We start from the raw sequence: 16,691 nt of genomic DNA, 5'->3' as shown, positions 1-16,691 counted from the left end.
TTCCTTTGCCCTTCCTGTCGGCGGCTGTCAGGAACGCTGCCCCTCTGTCAACGGCAAAATATCAGATTATGGCAGTTTCGCCTCCACAATCTTCCCTTTATCCACATTGTAGATAATATCACAATTCTCTATTGTCCGCAATCTGTGGGCAATGATGATAAGCGTCTTACGCCCATGGAAGCTGTTAATCGCGTCCATAATCGCAGACTCGGTATCATTGTCCAGCGCCGATGTGGCCTCGTCAAAAACAAGGATTTCCGGATTATGGTACAGCGCCCTTGCGATACCGATTCTCTGGCGCTGGCCGCCGGAGAGGCGTACGCCGCGGTCGCCAACGCTTGTTTCCAGCTGCTGGGGCATCTGCTCCACGAATTCCTTCATCTGGGCTTCTTCCAATACCTTCCACACCCTGGCATCGTCAATCTGATCCTTATCCACACCAAAAGCGATATTTTCCCTCAGAGAATCATCTGTCAGGAAGATCGTCTGGGGAATATAACCGATATGGCTCAGCCAGGAGGGGTAATTGTCAAAAATATTCACTCCGCCGCATGTAATCGTTCCTTTCTGCACCTGAAGCAGACCCATAAGAATATCAATCGCCGTTGTTTTTCCGGCGCCGGAAGGTCCCATAACGCCTACAGATTTACCGATGGGAACCCGCATGCAGGCATCCTCCAGAATCTTTTTCGTAGTGTTCGGGTAAATGTAGGTAATATTGTCCAGGCAGATGGCATCCTTTACCGGAACCGGCGCCGCATTGGCGTCGTCCCTGTTCTGGTATTCTCCATACTTAGTATAATCGCTGAAATCCACATTTTCATACACATAATCCAGAGACGGCTGGAAAAAAGCGATGTTGGTCACATGGCCGTTGATCCGGTTTACGCTGGGAAGCAGTCTGGTTGCCGCAAAGGCGAATGCGGTCATCTGGGGAATCATTTCCGTCAGATTGCCTCCCCTTAAGATATACACGGCCAGATACCCCAGAACGCCGCCCATACACAGCGTCTCAATCAACAATCTGGGCACATTATTCAAAACCGTATACTTACTGGTTACTTCCCCTGCAATCTGGGAATACTTTCTGAAATTCCTGGCAAAAAAGGATTCCTTATGAAGGATTTTCACATCCTTGATTCCATAAATGGACTGCAGGCGCCATTTCCCCATCCGGCTCTGTACGCTCTGGGATTTTAATCCCATGGTGTTGAGCTTCGGCTTCATCACCCGCATAATTAACAGCGTCATAACCACCAGGATGCCGCCCATGACCACCGTCATTTTGAAGTCCACAAGCAGAAGCGTAACGCACAGGAAAACGGCTACCACCGCCTCACTGGCCAGCTGGATATATTCCATCAATATAGTAAATACCTTGGGCACGTCGCTGTCCACCGTACGGAATACAGTAGGAATATCCGCATTCAAGTAAAATTCATAGGGTCTGTTCAGGTACTCCTCCAGCATATAGCTTACCGTGCGGAACTGGTTTCCGTTTACAAACCTGGCCTGGGCATAGGTAAGAAGCAGCAGGAAAAGGTTTTTTACCACAATGACCACAATGACCAGTAACAGCAGCAGCAAAATCAGCTGGGTATAGTTCTCCCTGCTTAATTCAAATCCAAAGAACCTGCACACCTGCTGAACAGTCTCGTTTTTCAGCATACGGTCCTGATCTATAATCGCGGTAATCAGCGGAAGGATTGCGGTTACGCCTACTGTTTCCAGCACGCCGCCAATCAATATCAGGATACCTATCATCCCAACTTTTCTTTTCTGTGCCTTGCTTAAAATACGACTCAGCTTTTTAATATTCTCCATCATATGCGTATCATTCTCTCCGTATAAATATCCCGGCATTCCCTGCCGTTCAGCCATCTGGCCGGCGCCGTCACCTTTTTTTCCGGGTTGTCGTTCAGCCATGCGCCCCACCAGCTGAAGCTGCTGTTAGCGATGATGTTATGTTTGCATTTGCTCATCAGGTACAGATCCAGATATCCCGTATCCTCCGTGCTTCCTTCCACCAGTATCCGGTTTTCGCCTTTAAAGTGCTCCCTCGTCCAATCCGGATCGTTGCTGAACAGGAAAAATTTTGCCCCCGGCACTTCCTTTTCCAGCCGGGCAAAGGCCTCCTGATAATACTGTTCGGTACAGATTCCCGTATAGAGCCCTCCGTGGCTTTCCTCCAGATAATCGCCTCTGCGGATGTGGACGCTCACTGATGGGCAGTCTGCGATTTCTTTTTCCAGCCTCCGGTAAGCCTCCGGAAGCGGATAAGCCCCGGATTCGATCCCACGGAAGCGGTAGGCTTCCCTCACCTGCTCCCTGCAGTCCTGAAAATACCTTTCACTCTGAAAGCATCCCTCCAGCAGCGCCGGATCACGTTCCATTACCTGCAGGTCAAAATTGATATCCTTTTCCCTGTATGCCTTTGTCTTACGCCCGGTGAGCTTTCGCCGGATACGTGAGACGGGATCCAGGGAAGAATCCGTCATTTCCGTCAGCTCCTGCTTTGTGGCCCGCTCATAGGAAACCCCGAATACATCCAGCTGCTTCGGCCGCGTTCCCGGCCCCTCATAGCAGGTGATATCGTCTATTTTCACGACCTTCCCCTTCGCCTTCAGACTCAGGTAAAGGGCATATTCAAACATCTGATTGCCCAGCCCTCCTGATAATTGCACAATTACCATACTGTACTTGCTCCCATCTGCACCATCTTATCACAGACCTCTAAAAGCCTGCATATTTTCTGCCTTCTATGCCTTCAATGCCGGCGAAGCCGCTGCTTCACCGGAATCAGAAACCGTTCATTCACCATAATTACCGCCAGATACAGCTTCGGGCTTTTCAGGAAAATTTCCATCTTTTTCTTTTCCTTCGGGTTAGCCGCCCTGCATGCATATACCCTGTCCATATCCCCGCGGTCCGTCAGCAGCCTCTCCCGTATGACTCTCCTGTACTTTTCTTTCATATCCTTTTGGGATTTTCCCAGGGCAATATAGTACAGGAGCAGCCTTTTATAGAAAAAATACCTGTGTACATCCGCCAGATCCTCTCTTCCGATAGAGCGTAAAAATACTTCCTTTTCTTCATAGGCAGGGATCTGATCCGTAAAAATCCGGCTTCCCAGCCCTTCGCCCATGATACTGCCCTCCCGCTCCAGCACATAATTATAAAGCGCCAGATCCAGATAAATCGTTTTTTGGGAACGTGCCAGCAGCATGGTGGTGTACACAATATCCTCATAATACTTTCCCGTGGGAAAACGCAGCTCCCCCATCAGCTCCCTGCGGTACAGCTTGTTCCAGGCAGCGTTCTGGATGCAGATATCATCCTCCTCCATAAGAAAGGATTCCAGGGCCTCCTGGCCGTCAAAAACCACGGCCGCACCGGTGGAAGCATCCATCTCCCGGTTCCGGTAAATCTTCCGGTATCTGCATACCGCCAGGGGCGCATCGAATTGTCTGGCAGCGGAAAGCAGCTTCTCATACATATCCGTCTCAATCCAGTCGTCCCCGTCTACAAAAGCGATATATTCTCCGTCCGCAGCAGCGGTTCCGGCATTCCTGGCGTCTGAGAGGCCGCCGTTTTTCTTATGGATGACCTGAATTCTGCCATCCTCTTCCGCCAGCCTGTCACAGATGGCCGGGCAGCCGTCCGTAGCGCCGTCATCCACCAGAATGATCTGCAGATTCCGATAGGTCTGGTTTCTGAGGGAACGGACACATTTTTCCAGATAGGCTTCTATATTATAGACTGCTACTATCACAGAAATTTTATCCGTCTGTTCCTCCTCCGGTATCGGCAAAGGCGTGAATTTTTCCAGTTTCCGCAAGGCTTCCACCTCCTTCAGACAGCCAGCTTGCGTTCCGCCATCCATGCCTGGAACATCAATATATACCAGATCTGGATGCGCCACACACCGTTTTCCACGAAATCCTTCCAGATGGTCCATACCACCTCCGGATTCAGCATCCCCTGGCTCTCCAGCGTCCTGCGATCAATCAGCGTTTCCGCCCAGGCCCGCAGGGACGGCTCCTTCAGCCATTTGGCAATGGGAATGGAAAATCCTTTTTTCGGCCTGTCCATCAGCTCCTTCGGCACATACTTATAAAGCACATCCCGCAGAACCAGCTTTCCCGTCTCTCCCTGACGTTCGTACTCCACAGGAAGGCTCCAGGCGAACTCCACCACATCCTTGTCCAGCATCGGCACCCTCGTTTCCAGCGAAACAGCCATGGCCGTTCGATCCACCTTCACCAGAATATCATCCGGATGGTACATGAGCATGTCCATCAGCATGATCGTGTGATTGACCTCCTTCAGGTATCCCTCAGGCATCATGGTATATTTATAGGGCAGGTTCCCCCGCTGCTTTGCAATTTCCATGGTGAGCGGATCTGTCAGGCGGGACTGGAGATAAATATCCGCCGGATCCTTTGCGCCCAAAAGCTTTCCTTTGATACGGAAGATTTCTTTCCTGGCAAACGGGCTGTGAAGTACCAGGCCGCTGCAGGGCTTCCTCAGAAAATAGGGGACATTTTTCATCTTGTTCCAGATGCGACTCACCGAGGCATAGGACGTATAGCCGCAGAACAGCTCATCCCCGCCGTCGCCGCTTAAGGAAACGGTTACATGCTCCCTTGTCATTTTACTCACCAGATAGGTCGGGATCTGGGAGGAATCCGCAAAGGGCTCCCCGAACATAAACGCAAGCCTGGGGATGACAGCCTTGGCATCCTCCTCCGTAATATAAAGCTCCGTATGCTCGGTTCCCAGTATTTTCGCTATTTCCCTGGCCGCCTCCGCCTCATTGTACTCTGCTTCTCCCATACCTATGGTAAAGCTTTTCACCCTTCCGCTGTTCAGTGACTGCATCAGCGCCACAATCGTGCTGCTGTCAATGCCTGCCGATAAAAAGGCGCCTACCGGCACATCCGCCACCATCTGTTCCCGTATGGAATTCTTCAGAAGGCGCTCCAGCTCCTGCGCCGCTTCTTCCCGACTGCCGGTAAACAGGTTTTCCTGCCCCTTCCGTGCCGCTTCCCTCACAGACCAATAGGCCTCCAATTCCGGCTCTGCAAAGGGCTGACGCAACGTAAGTATACAGCCCGGCTCCAGCTTCCGAATATCCTCATAAATAGAATAAGGCGCCGGTATATAACCATGTACAAAGTAAATATCCAGGACATCCTTATTGATTCCATTATTGAATCCGTCCAGCGCGGCAATGGAACCGATATCCGAGGCAAACACAAAGCTGCCGTTGACAAATCCATAGTACAGGGGTTTTTCCCCGATGCGATCCCTGAGAAGGTAAAGGACGCGTTCCTCCCTGTCATACAAAGCGATGGCAAACATCCCCTTGCACATGGAAATGGCTTCCTTCACCCCATAATGCTCCATAGCCTCCAGAAGCACCTCCGTATCCGAACCTCCCCGGAAATGATCCACCTTTTTTTCATCCAGAAGCCGTTTCGCAATCTGTTTATAATTATAAATTTCACCGTTAAATGCAATTTCAAACCTGCCGCTGTGAGACTGCATGGGCTGTGCGCCGTTCTCGGAAAGATCCACAATGGAAAGCCTCTGGTGGCCGAAAACAACCCTGCCGTCTTCACTGGCCCAGATCCCGGAGGCATCCGGCCCTCTGTGGCGCATACGGTCATTCATTTTCCTTATGTTTTTCTCCCAGTCTGTTTTCCAGTTGCAAAATCCTGCAATACCGCACATAGGCTCACCTGCTTTCTTACGGTCTGCGCTTTTTATGCGCTGACCTGGCGGAATAATTCTTCAAATAGTATCTGCTCGGGACGACGCATCGTCCTGAACCGTTGCAAAAAATTACTCTTCTTCCTCAATTACCTTAAACTCTTTCCGGGCTATTTTATCAAGTATGGTCTGCTTTGCGCTCTCTGTCTGTTCTTCCCACAGTTTCGCCGCCTTATCCCAGCTTTCATAGCCTTCCCGTCCCCGTTTATCTTCAAAATCATAGTGGGTGCTCAGATATTCCCCCAAAAAGGCGCTGCATTTTTCCATGCCGAAGGCATTGGTATGGCCGCCGTAATCATCAAAATCCGTTTCAAAATCAATTCCCAGCTCCTCATAATAATCATTCAGATTCAGAAAGCCGTAGCCTGTAGGCGCAATGATATCCGCAATATAATTATACTGGCGCTGTTTTTCTTCCGTCATGGTATTGGGGGAAACGATGAAAAGCGCATTCAGCCCCTTTTCCTGCAGACAGGAAAGCAGCTCCCGCAGCACCTCCTCCTGATCCTCCGGTATGGCCTGCCGCTCCGTTACCCAGGAAAAATCCGCAATCTCACTGGGACCCACATCATCCCTGATGACAGCGCCCTTCAGCGGATCCGGCCACTCATACCGGAAGGTAACGATCTGGCTGGGCAGCACCATGGTTTTCCAGTTGGAATGATACTTGAAAATATCAAAGTAATAGGTATAACGCGGTTCCGGGCCGTCCGGATCCACCAACGCATTAATCGTCTTAATCCGGTTCCAGGAGTATTTCATATTATCGGTCACTCCCCTGGTATAGGCCATATTCTGGGTCAGCCGCTCATCCGGCCCCAGGTACATGCGCAGTTCAAAAATGTAAAGCCCCGGATCCTGCGTTTTCTCCGCTTCCTCCACCAGATGCACCGCCGCCTTGGGCCGCTGCATGTTTGAGGACAGCGGATAACAGGTTATCCCGGTATCCTTCCAGATTTTCGGCCCCGCATAATACGGATACACCGGACTGGATCCGATCATAACCACATCAATCGTATCTTCCTTCTCTGCATAAAATCCCACAAAAATATCCTTAATATCACCATTCGTACGGATAATATAAGTCAGCGGTATCAGAATCAGGAAAAACCCTGCTATGAAACAAATTGTCTTAATCCATTCTTTTTTCTTCATACTACCTGTTGCTTTCTGTCAGCTGCCGCTTCCGCCCTTTTCATCGGCGGCGGACAGCTTATCTTTCTCTGTAACGGAAACATTTTCCGGCCCTGCCTTAACAACGGTGCAGTTTTATCCAATTTCCTTCATTTTGCCGGCGGCAGGAAGGAAAGAAGATAGTCCATCCAGGTCCTGTCCACATGCTCCGGCCGATACTCTTCCAGCAGCTTCGACGCATTCCGGCCCATTTTCTCCGCTTTCTCCCTGTCGGAAAGAAGAATCCGCAGCCGCTCCTCCAGCGCCTTCCCATCACCAGGCGGAATCAGATACCCGTTCACGCCATCCTCAATCAGCTCCGCAGGCCCGCCGCAGGGGCAGTCCGTGGAAATTACCGGCAGTCCCATACACATGGCCTCAATCAGCGTATTCGGCATCCCCTCACTGTAAGAGGACAACACGAAAGCGCTGCTTCTGTAAATTTTATCCGCCACATCCGACACCGCTCCCGGCAGGCTGATTCGTTCCGAAAGCCCCAGCTGCTCTGAAAGCTTTATCAAAGGCTCCCTGCACTCGCCGTTTCCGTATATAACAAGCCTTACCTCCGGAAAATCCGCCGCCAGCGCAGCAAACGCCCGCATTATCATTTCATGGTTTTTATTGGCGTCCATACGGCCTACCGCATGGATACAACGCTCCCGTTCCCCCTCAAACCGCTCCCTGACAAAGGACGGATTCAGCGGATTTTTTAATATCACCGCTTTCTTCCGGATCCTTTCCGGGAAAAACTGCATGGCCTCCTTTGTCTGAAGAACCACTCCCGCCGCCCTGGCAAAATAAGTTTTCGCAAAGAAACGCAGCACACCGGAATAATATTCCTCCTTCGGCTCTCCCCGGACGGAAATCACTACCGGAATACGAAGGAAGCTGCTGGTCAGCAGCGCCATCAGATTATTTTTCCCAATAAAGGACAAAATTACATCCGGCCGCTCCGCTTTCCAGATACCCCGCAGCTTGAAAAACCGCCGGAAAAAGTTCACCACCCGGCTCCTGCTCTTCTCCTCCTCCGTAATCTCGCTGAATACACGCCGGATACCGGGCGACAGAGAGTATTCCCCCTGCCCCTCATACTGGGTCACCACAGTGACCTCCACGCCGTTATCCTTCAGATACTCCGCCAGATTCACCAGGACACGTTCCGAACCGCCCTTACGGAGCGCGCTGATAAAAAGAGCAATATGCGGTTGTTTCCTGTCTTTTTTCTCACACTGTCCTTTTCCCAACTTCACCACTCCTTAAGCCTGTCTGATATAACAGGCATACCACTGCTGAAAGGTATAAAAAGCCCATACTATCCTGGAATAATTGGATCCGCTTCCCGGACCGCCGTCTCCCTGCTCCAGATACCTGGTAACAAACCTGCTCACATAATCCGCATCAAAAATTCCCTGCCGTCCCAGAAATCCCTTTTCGGAATACGTCTCCAGACTCTCCCGCAGCGGTCCCCGCAGCCATTTATCCAACGGCACCGAAAACCCCTTCTTTTTCCGATCCAGCATTTCACGCGGTATATAATCATAAGCGATACTCTTCAGAATCCGCTTCTTTTCCTTCCCGTCATATTTAAAAGAATGAGGCAGCCGGAAGGAATACTCCATCACATCCTTATCCAGAATCGGACACCTTGCTTCCAACGAATATTTCATGGACGCCCTGTCCACCTTGCACAGGATATCCCCCGGCAGATACGTATCCATATCAAGAAGCATTCTGCGGATCTGCCAGTCCTTTACCTGATAGCCGCTTTCCTGCGGATACCTGCAGTCCAGCCCGCTTTCCGGGACAAAGGCCATGGCTGTCTTCAGATAAGCCGGCGGACACATCTGCGTTTTCAGCTCCGGATCCCGGTTCTCCGACACAGCGCGCACCTTCACTGGAAGCCTTTCCTCCAGCTTCGTCCCCTTAAGCCCCGGCAGCCCCAGAACTCCATGGACAAACGCTCCCGCCCCATCCAGCCGCTGCGCCTGCGCCAGCCTGTCATACATCTGATAACCGCAGAAAAACTCATCCCCGCCGTCACCGGACAACGCCACCGTCACCCGCTCCCTGGCAAGCGCCGACACCAACATGGTAGGGATCTGCGAACTGTCTGCAAAAGGCTCATCATAATACTTCGGAATGCTCTCCACAAGCTCAAACATCCCCTTCTCATCAATATAAGCCTCCGTATGATCCGTCCCCAGATACTCCGCCACCTGCCTGGCATACGCCGCCTCATCATACCGCTCCTCCTCAAACCCGATGGAAAAGGTTTTCACCGGTTCCGCCGAATTCTCCTGAGCAATTGCCGTCATCAAAGAAGAATCATAACCCCCGCTCAAAAAACTGCCCAAAGGCACATCCGCGATCATCCTGGAAGCCACAGCTCTCTTCAAAAGCCCCTTCAGCTCCCCCTTCGCTTCATCAAAATCCTCAACCGGCCGCTCCTGCATCCTGTGATACACCCTGCCGATATCCCAATATTTCCACTTCTTCACTTCGCCCTGATGAAACCGCAGCACACCTCCCGGCTCCAGCTTATAAACATCCTTAAAAATACTATCCGGCGCATTGATATACTGCTGATACAAAAACCTGGCAAGCACATCCCTGCGAATCTCCTTCCGGAATCCCGGACAAGCCATCAAAGGCTTCAGCTCCGACCCAAAGACCAGATTACCGCCCTCAATCCAATAATACAAAGGCTTCTTCCCGATCCTGTCCCGCACCAGAAAAACCTCATCCGACCTCCTGTCATACAAAGCGATGGCAAACATCCCGTTCATCCTGTCAATACAGGAAATACCCCATTTCAGGTAAGCTGCGATAATCACCTCCGTATCACAGTTAGACTTAAAGGGGTAGTCCGAAAGTTCCTTCTTCAATTCGCCGAAATTATAAATCTCACCATTAAAAACCACACTCACACACTGCCCTGCCACACCAAAAGCAGCCTCCGAATGCATAGGCTGATGCCCCAGCTCCGAAAGATCCATGATAGAAAGCCTGCGCTGCGCAAATCCAACCCGGTACCCATCTCCCCCGACATAAATCTCCGCCCCGGAATCATTAGGCCCCCGGTGATACATCGTATCATTCATCCCCCGCAAAGCCTCCAAAGAAATATCCCCCCGGCTAACAAACCCGCAAATCCCGCACATCCTCCATCACTCCCTTCCAAACCAAACTCCTCATGCCATATCAACCATTAAAACTCAAAAACTTCACTTCTACACCAACTAACCCCTTATCTTTTGCCCTTATCCTTTACGCCCTTCATCATAGCCCCAGGCTCCCCGTCCGTCCCCGGAGGCCGCGCTTCTGTTTATCTCCTGTCTGCCGTCTGTCTGGCCGGGACGGGGATTTTTGCAGGTGAGTCCCGAGAAAATGGAGATATTTCTTACAGACTCCGCTTTCCCTGCGGCTGCCCGCCTAAAATGGCGATGTCTGACGAACGCAGTGAGGAGTTCCGCCATTTTGGCAGCCGCAGGGAAAACGGAGCCTGTTAGAAATATCCCATTTTTGAGGCCGAACCAGCAAAAACCCCGCCCCGGCCAGACAGACGGCAGACAGGAGACAAACAGAAGCCGGGGCCTCCGGGGACGGACGGGGAGCCGCCGCCCTACAACGAATCGCGGATGCTGGCGAAGTGCTTACACTCGTTATCGATAGTATCCATCAGCTCTGCATTACGCTCCTGAAGCAGCGTCCTGAAATTCTCCAGATTATCATACCCCTTCTTCGTCCAGGAATAAGGATGGGTCAGAATCTGTACCCTATCATATCCCAGCAGCGTTTCTTCATCCGGCACCCCATAATTCCACCTGTGCTTGGCGTCGGAAATATATTTTACATGAAGCGGCGTATCCGCTGTTACGTTTTCTGAAAAGGTGAAAAATTCATCCTGATAAGCATTGATGATGCCGGGGAATTTGATATTCTCCCGAAGCACATCCGCCGAAGGCCTGTGGATGGAAAACTCTGTGATTTCAAAGCCCAGCATTTCACTGAGCACATGGATTTCCTGCAGTATCTTCCTGCGCACAAGCTCCATATCAGTCAGGCCGTTCAAAGCGAAGTGGAGGCCGATAACATGTCCTCTTTCATGCATATATTTAATCATATCCATATTTTTCTTGGACAGGATATTGTAGGAATTGTTCGTCCACTGGAAGAAATAAGTGGAAGTAAAATCCATGGAAAGCTCCAGCTTGGAAAGCGCAAAAGCACGATCCACACTGAATTCCACATCATGACGCATGATAATAAATTTATCCTTTTCCTGCGCCTGCCTGAAATTACAGGCCCTGCCGCTTTCTTTGATAATTCTTATGATCTCTTTATAATCCGCATAGGAAAACATACTTTCTTGCACCTCTCTGTCCGCCTTTACCGCAGGCGGGAATCTTTTCGTACCTCTCTTATGTCCGCAGCCATACCAGTTACAGCTGCCTCACAGACAGCTGTCAGTGTCTGCATACTGATTCTATATAATCCTGCCACTGTTCAAAAACCGCCTTGCTGTTGGCAATTTTTCGGATATCCCGGGCCTTGCTTCCAAGGCGTTCCGCCAGCTCCGGATTTTCTATCAGACGGCAGATCCCCTCCGCCATCGCGTCCTCGTCCTTAATCGGCACTAAAAGGCCGTTTACCCCATCCTGTATCACTGTCCTTGGACCGCCGCAGGGACAGTCAGTGGACACAATGGGAAGCCCCAGAGCCATCGCCTCCAGCAACGCATTGGGAAGCCCCTCCCAGTCGGAGGAAAACGCAAAAACAGAAGCATTCACCAACTGCCTCTCCAGGGAATCACTGGCCCCCATCAGGAACACATAAGCTTCGGCTTTTCTTTCGGCAATCAGCTGCTCCAGAAGCTCCTTCGTACCGTCCCTGGAATCGCCGCCGTATATTTTAAGTACATAGTCGGGATGCTTCTGATGTACTTTATCAAAAGCACGGATTAACATAAGCTGGTTTTTGAAATCCACCAGCCTGCCTGACTGCACCACTTCTTTTACCCTTGTTTCCGGTTTGGGAATATCCAGATATTTATTATTCAGCGGATTCAGTATGATACGTGATTTCCGCTGTACCTTGACCGGAAAAAAATCCCGCTGCCCTTCCGTCTGGAACACGCAGCCTGCTGCCCTGGGAAACAGAAGAGGGATCTGGATTTTATCATCCCATTTGTCATAATGCCCAACAGGATCCGTTCTTACCGAGACGATGACCGGAATCCCGGTTCCCAATGCAGCCGTTATAGCGCGGTAATTCGCCTTATGGCAGAACGCCACCACCACATCCGGCCTCACCTTTTTTATAAAAGCCCGCAGCCTCTTCTCACGGATTCTCAGCTTGGCGATTCTGCCCTTGCCCTCTTCCTCCGCATTCAGACCCACATGGACTCTTGTAATACTCTTATCAATACGAAATTCATTTTCCGCATACCATTCCGTAGCGATATAGACCTCGTAACCCTCAGCCGCAAACTGGTGGGCCAGATTGGTAATAACCCGCTCAGCCCCGCCCTGTTCCAGGCTGTTTATATGAAAGATTATTTTACGCATATTTGCTCCCATCCGTGCACCGGCTGCTCCTACATTAACATTCCGGGAAGATCCTGCCCATCCTTCATGAACAGAATTAACACTTCCTTAATTTGGGTACACAAATTCAACTTAGTTTACCACATTAGAAGGGAGGTTACAAGGGACTGTTTTCAAACAAACGCCTGTTTTGCCTCATTTCTGTGTGTATGAACAACAGCTCCTTCCAGGGCCTGATACCGGGATATTACTGAAATGCCTGACGTTTCTTTACCTCTGAAATCAACTAAAAAGCGGATACCGGCATGCTTCATGCTGTGGTATCCGCCTGCAGGCTGTCTCTATTCCATTCCGCCGTTTTATCCCCTGTGCAGCGGGGCTGAGTCAGTCATTGTTTTTATTGCTGTTTTCTCCGCCAGGGCCATCTTTCCTGGGCACCTCATCAGGAATGACATCCTGCGTACTGTCATCGGGCAGCGGCAAATCCACTTCGGGAATATTGCCGTCGTCATATACGCTTAAGTTCTTCGTTTTGGAACCGGATAAATTCTGTCCATTCTTGTCCATACTCTTTCCGCCTTTCTGTTTTGGGAATAGTATGTCCGGTTTGGTTTTCTTTATTCCCCACTGCCGTTATCTGCATTTGAGATGTTAACCAAGGAACCTCTGCCACCTTTAATATCTGATATCCCCATCATGTGTCAAAAGGGATATGGAATCCAGTCCTTCCAGTTTGCTGCAGGCTTCCATCAGGCCCATTTCATCCTTTGTCCTTAGCTCAATTACATAATCAATCCCGGCAGGCGTTATATTACGCGACCTGATTTTATAACCTTTGGCAAAAGAATTCAGTACAGGCAGAAATTTCTTTTCTATTTCTTTATCCGAGCTATTTACCACCAGAAGAAGCGGTGCCTACGGCATTTTTATAAAATCAAGCAGAAATGAAAGTATCGTTACAATCAGGCAGGTAACAATTGCCAGCACATACAGCCCGGCCCCACATATAATTCCGGTGCTGATGGACCAGAACAGAAACAGAAGATCCATAGGACTTTTTATGGCATTCCGAAAACGAACAATTGACAGGGCGCCTACCATACCCAGAGAAATAACAATAGAAGACTGGAGCGCCAGCACAATAGCCGCTGTCAGAACCGGCATGATTGCCAGTGTCTTGTTAAAGTCCCTGGAATAAAAACTGCTGTGGCTGTTCAAACGGTAAATATAAAATATATACATCGACAGTACTACCGTTACAAGAAGAATGAAGATGATATGATAAACCGACATCTCCATTGAAAATCCTTCCAGTACCGACTTTTTGATTATATCCTTTGCACTCATCTCATTTCTCCTGTTCTGTATGCTTCAAGCGCTATTCTGCATTCCTTATATTTTGAAAAAGGGGTCTGCTGGTGCCTCCCCGTTTCCAGCGCCTGTGCAATATAATCCGGAAGCACTTCATCATATTTTACTTCCAGAACATGCTTTCCCTTTTCCATGACAGGCATAAGTCTGATTCCGGGTTCCAAAAAATGCCTGATATCAGCAGACGCTGAAATATTTCTGTCAAATGTAATTCTGACATTTCCTATGTTACTTATATATGCTGTTCTTTCATACTGCACAATAGTTACCGGCAAAAGCCAGTCCGTTGTCATTGCCAGATACAGCATACGCAAAACCTTAGGAGAAGACTTTTGAAAGGGCAGTCTTCTCCCTGCCATAAGCTCTCTACATTGTTCTTCAGTGAGCAGACAGGCATCCTTTTTTGTCATACCATTCAATTTATATTTGACCTCAAGAGCAATTCTGTCGGTATGGCCGCCATAAATGCGGATACGGAACTTTTTTCTGTCATTTGCACCATCTATTGTTTCAGCAAGGCAGGAATCATCAAAATCATCAAAATACAGGCTCCTGATCTGATATCTCTTTCCTTCCTCATGATGTCCGTCCTCCTTCATTATGGAAGACAGCCTTCCGGCTAAAATCTGAAGCTCTCCCTCCGTACAGATATATTTTTCTTCTACTCTGTAATCCATCGGTTTCTAATCTCCATAATTGCTTCCATCTGCAATGACGCTGTCAAGAAATGCAATCCGCTCCCCGATATATTCCTTTATAGAAGAAATATCAGTATTGTTTTCCGCTTCCGGCCAACGCAAAGACTCCCTTGCAAACGCACCGCTTTCTGCCAGCATTGTCATATACTCATCTGCCGCTTCACATAAACGTTCCTGTTGTATCACCCCATCTCTCATAGAATTCCACAGACTTTTTGTAAGACCGGATATTTCGTCAGGCCGACTTTGATACAGATTTTGGTAATCCTGCAGCGAATAAATTGTATCAATGTCAAAAACACCGAATTTGGTCATGTTTGTTGTTTCATCCGACCAGGCATCTCCAAAACTATAATTTAAGTCCCACGGTATTTTCTGTAGAAGCAGTCCGTTTCCGTCTTCAGATGCCGCAATAAAAAAATTCTTGTCTATATTGTCCGAAGCAGAAAGGAACTGCGCAAAAAGCCAATAATTAACCACATTTTCTTCATCAAGCTTAACTGAGTTTTCGGTAATATTACCCTCCGTAATAAATTCAGTATAATACTGCATCGGTGCCCAGATATCAGGCTGCGGTTCTTTCGGATATTCCACCTCAATATCTTCTGTTTCCATACAATCGGATAATGGAACATAATATTCCTTATTTATCCCTTCCAGGGAACCGCATTTATATAGATAATCCCCTTCCTTCAACGACAGCTGCTTTCTATCAATCGGCTCCATCAGCCCATACAATCCGCGGTAGAATCCGTTAACAAACACCTCCGCATATTCCATCCTGCTGCCTGACAGATTCGGACTTATTTCACTCCATATATCAAGTGCCAGTTTTTCACGGATTTTGCTTGTATCTGAATAAAGCGCATTCAATATCCATTTATTATCATCGCGCATGCCCAAAAAGGATTTACTTTGTGAATCTCCCTTTTCATCAAACAGCCGTATTCCAAAACTCTTCTTATCAAACTGACGGCTGCTGGCTCCTCTTTCATAATAAGTACAATAACTCTCTTTAATGGTATACATTCCACCGGCAATAGCATCAGAAGGATTCCATACGACAATCCTGCTGTTATTGCTGACAGACTTTTGTTCAGATTCCACTAAATCTCCTGTAATACTGATTATCGGCAGCCCTGAAAATACGATTTCATCCTCGGTATACCATCCGTCTCCAAATACTATAAACCGGAAGGGATGCCCTTCCCTGACAGCGCTCTTTTTATCCTTCCAATAACTGTCTTCATAAAAATAAACTTCTGTCTGATGATCCAGGGTTTTTAACTGACCTTCAAATTGTTCCGTATTCATTGACTGTGAAATATAATAGAATCCATAATTCCCATCATATGGCAGTTCCTTTTCACAAAATCGTACAAAAGCTCCCGGAAGTTCTTCTGAAGCTTCTCTGCCTTCCTTCATAAGGTTGAGCTCATCTTCTGTTTTAATAGCTGTGGATAATATTTTTTCGTTTTCCCTGGCTTCCTCATTTATTCCAAACAGCAGAAAACCCCAAAATAAAAGTATACTTGTACAGAAAATAATACCTTTTTTTCGCACATTTTCTCCTTAACTGAACCATTGCCGGCTAAAGCCGGCAGGTTCGGACTAGCGGCTAAAGCCGCCTAAAGTTGACCTATCTCAAAGTTATCGTTCTTCCTTCTTTCTTCGAGATTCTGATTTTTTATATATTCGGCTATCACCTCATGCGGTGATACTGATACCAACAGATGTATGTGATCCTTTTCTACGTGACCTGACAATATTTCCACTTCCTTTGTCTGGCATACCTGCCTTATCAGATCTCTTGTTCGTTCCGCTATTTTTCCTACAATTACCGGCTTCCTGTATTTCGTAATCCATACTATATGATACTTGATATCATATGTTGCATGTGCTGACTTCCTGTAATTTTCCATTCTATCACCTCAAGCCTAGTATTTCTCACTTGAAGCTATGGGGTTGACCTAAAGGCTTCGCCTTAAGGCGAGGGATTTAACCCCCTTATACAGACATTAACTTTATAAAGTGTTTAGTGTTTCCTTTCACCAAATTCTATACATTATACTTCTGCATTCCGCCATTTTCAACTTTTTATTAGAAGTTTCTAAAAATTTAATAATTT

At 48.4% G+C, this 16,691-nt stretch carries 15 protein-coding genes; all 15 read right to left on the bottom strand.

Going from position 1 to position 16,691, the window contains the following annotated elements; all coding sequences use genetic code 11:
- Positions 1 to 66: 66 nt before the first annotated feature.
- The 15 genes from FYJ45_RS05580 to tnpA all read right to left on the bottom strand — a co-directional run bounded on the left by FYJ45_RS05580 (position 67) and on the right by tnpA (position 16,485).
- Positions 67 to 1,926 (bottom strand): ABC transporter ATP-binding protein, encoded by a 1,860-nt coding sequence (locus tag FYJ45_RS05580; protein WP_235930596.1) that lies wholly within the window; start codon positions 1,924 to 1,926, stop codon positions 67 to 69.
- Positions 1,824 to 2,693, bottom strand: coding sequence for an alpha-1,2-fucosyltransferase (locus FYJ45_RS05575; protein WP_154463807.1), 870 nt, complete (start codon positions 2,691 to 2,693; stop codon positions 1,824 to 1,826). Before FYJ45_RS05575 ends, FYJ45_RS05580 begins: the two co-directional genes overlap by 103 nt.
- A gap of 74 nt (positions 2,694 to 2,767) precedes the next feature.
- Positions 2,768 to 3,838, bottom strand: a complete 1,071-nt coding sequence (locus tag FYJ45_RS05570) for a glycosyltransferase (RefSeq protein WP_195841675.1) — start codon at positions 3,836 to 3,838, stop codon at positions 2,768 to 2,770.
- Between the two features lie 14 nt (positions 3,839 to 3,852).
- A complete protein-coding gene (gene asnB / locus FYJ45_RS05565; RefSeq protein ID WP_154463805.1) occupies positions 3,853 to 5,736 on the bottom strand; it encodes an asparagine synthase (glutamine-hydrolyzing) in 1,884 nt (627 codons plus the stop codon).
- 111 nt (positions 5,737 to 5,847) lie between these two features.
- Positions 5,848 to 6,930 (bottom strand): SGNH/GDSL hydrolase family protein, encoded by a 1,083-nt coding sequence (locus tag FYJ45_RS05560; RefSeq protein ID WP_154463804.1) that lies wholly within the window; start codon positions 6,928 to 6,930, stop codon positions 5,848 to 5,850.
- 128 nt (positions 6,931 to 7,058) lie between these two features.
- A complete protein-coding gene (locus FYJ45_RS05555) occupies positions 7,059 to 8,192 on the bottom strand; it encodes a glycosyltransferase (RefSeq protein WP_154463803.1) in 1,134 nt (377 codons plus the stop codon).
- 12 nt (positions 8,193 to 8,204) lie between these two features.
- On the bottom strand, positions 8,205 to 10,109 hold the full coding sequence (asnB, locus tag FYJ45_RS05550; RefSeq protein ID WP_154463802.1) for an asparagine synthase (glutamine-hydrolyzing): 1,905 nt from the start codon (positions 10,107 to 10,109) through the stop codon (positions 8,205 to 8,207).
- Positions 10,110 to 10,570: 461 nt separating this feature from the next.
- On the bottom strand, positions 10,571 to 11,323 hold the full coding sequence (locus FYJ45_RS05545) for a polysaccharide deacetylase family protein (protein WP_276891145.1): 753 nt from the start codon (positions 11,321 to 11,323) through the stop codon (positions 10,571 to 10,573).
- Between the two features lie 91 nt (positions 11,324 to 11,414).
- Positions 11,415 to 12,515 (bottom strand): glycosyltransferase, encoded by a 1,101-nt coding sequence (locus FYJ45_RS05540; RefSeq protein ID WP_025488491.1) that lies wholly within the window; start codon positions 12,513 to 12,515, stop codon positions 11,415 to 11,417.
- Between the two features lie 363 nt (positions 12,516 to 12,878).
- A complete protein-coding gene (locus tag FYJ45_RS05535) occupies positions 12,879 to 13,061 on the bottom strand; it encodes a hypothetical protein (protein WP_025488490.1) in 183 nt (60 codons plus the stop codon).
- 108 nt (positions 13,062 to 13,169) lie between these two features.
- On the bottom strand, positions 13,170 to 13,394 hold the full coding sequence (locus FYJ45_RS30375) for a hypothetical protein (protein ID WP_235930594.1): 225 nt from the start codon (positions 13,392 to 13,394) through the stop codon (positions 13,170 to 13,172).
- Positions 13,395 to 13,409: 15 nt separating this feature from the next.
- Positions 13,410 to 13,841 carry a DUF4956 domain-containing protein gene (locus FYJ45_RS30370; RefSeq protein ID WP_235930593.1) on the bottom strand — a complete coding sequence of 144 codons (432 nt, stop codon included), beginning with the start codon at positions 13,839 to 13,841 and terminating at the stop codon, positions 13,410 to 13,412.
- Positions 13,838 to 14,542, bottom strand: coding sequence for a polyphosphate polymerase domain-containing protein (locus FYJ45_RS05525; RefSeq protein WP_154463801.1), 705 nt, complete (start codon positions 14,540 to 14,542; stop codon positions 13,838 to 13,840). Before FYJ45_RS05525 ends, FYJ45_RS30370 begins: the two co-directional genes overlap by 4 nt.
- 6 nt (positions 14,543 to 14,548) lie before the next feature.
- Positions 14,549 to 16,126 carry a CotH kinase family protein gene (locus FYJ45_RS05520; RefSeq protein WP_154463800.1) on the bottom strand — a complete coding sequence of 526 codons (1,578 nt, stop codon included), beginning with the start codon at positions 16,124 to 16,126 and terminating at the stop codon, positions 14,549 to 14,551.
- Between the two features lie 65 nt (positions 16,127 to 16,191).
- Positions 16,192 to 16,485 (bottom strand): IS200/IS605 family transposase, encoded by a 294-nt coding sequence (tnpA, locus tag FYJ45_RS05515; protein WP_154463799.1) that lies wholly within the window; start codon positions 16,483 to 16,485, stop codon positions 16,192 to 16,194.
- Positions 16,486 to 16,691: the final 206 nt, after the last annotated feature.

The sequence above is a fragment of the Eisenbergiella porci genome, from assembly GCF_009696275.1.
Taxonomy (GTDB): domain Bacteria; phylum Bacillota; class Clostridia; order Lachnospirales; family Lachnospiraceae; genus Eisenbergiella; species Eisenbergiella porci.
This window is presented reverse-complemented; position numbering and strand designations above follow the sequence as displayed.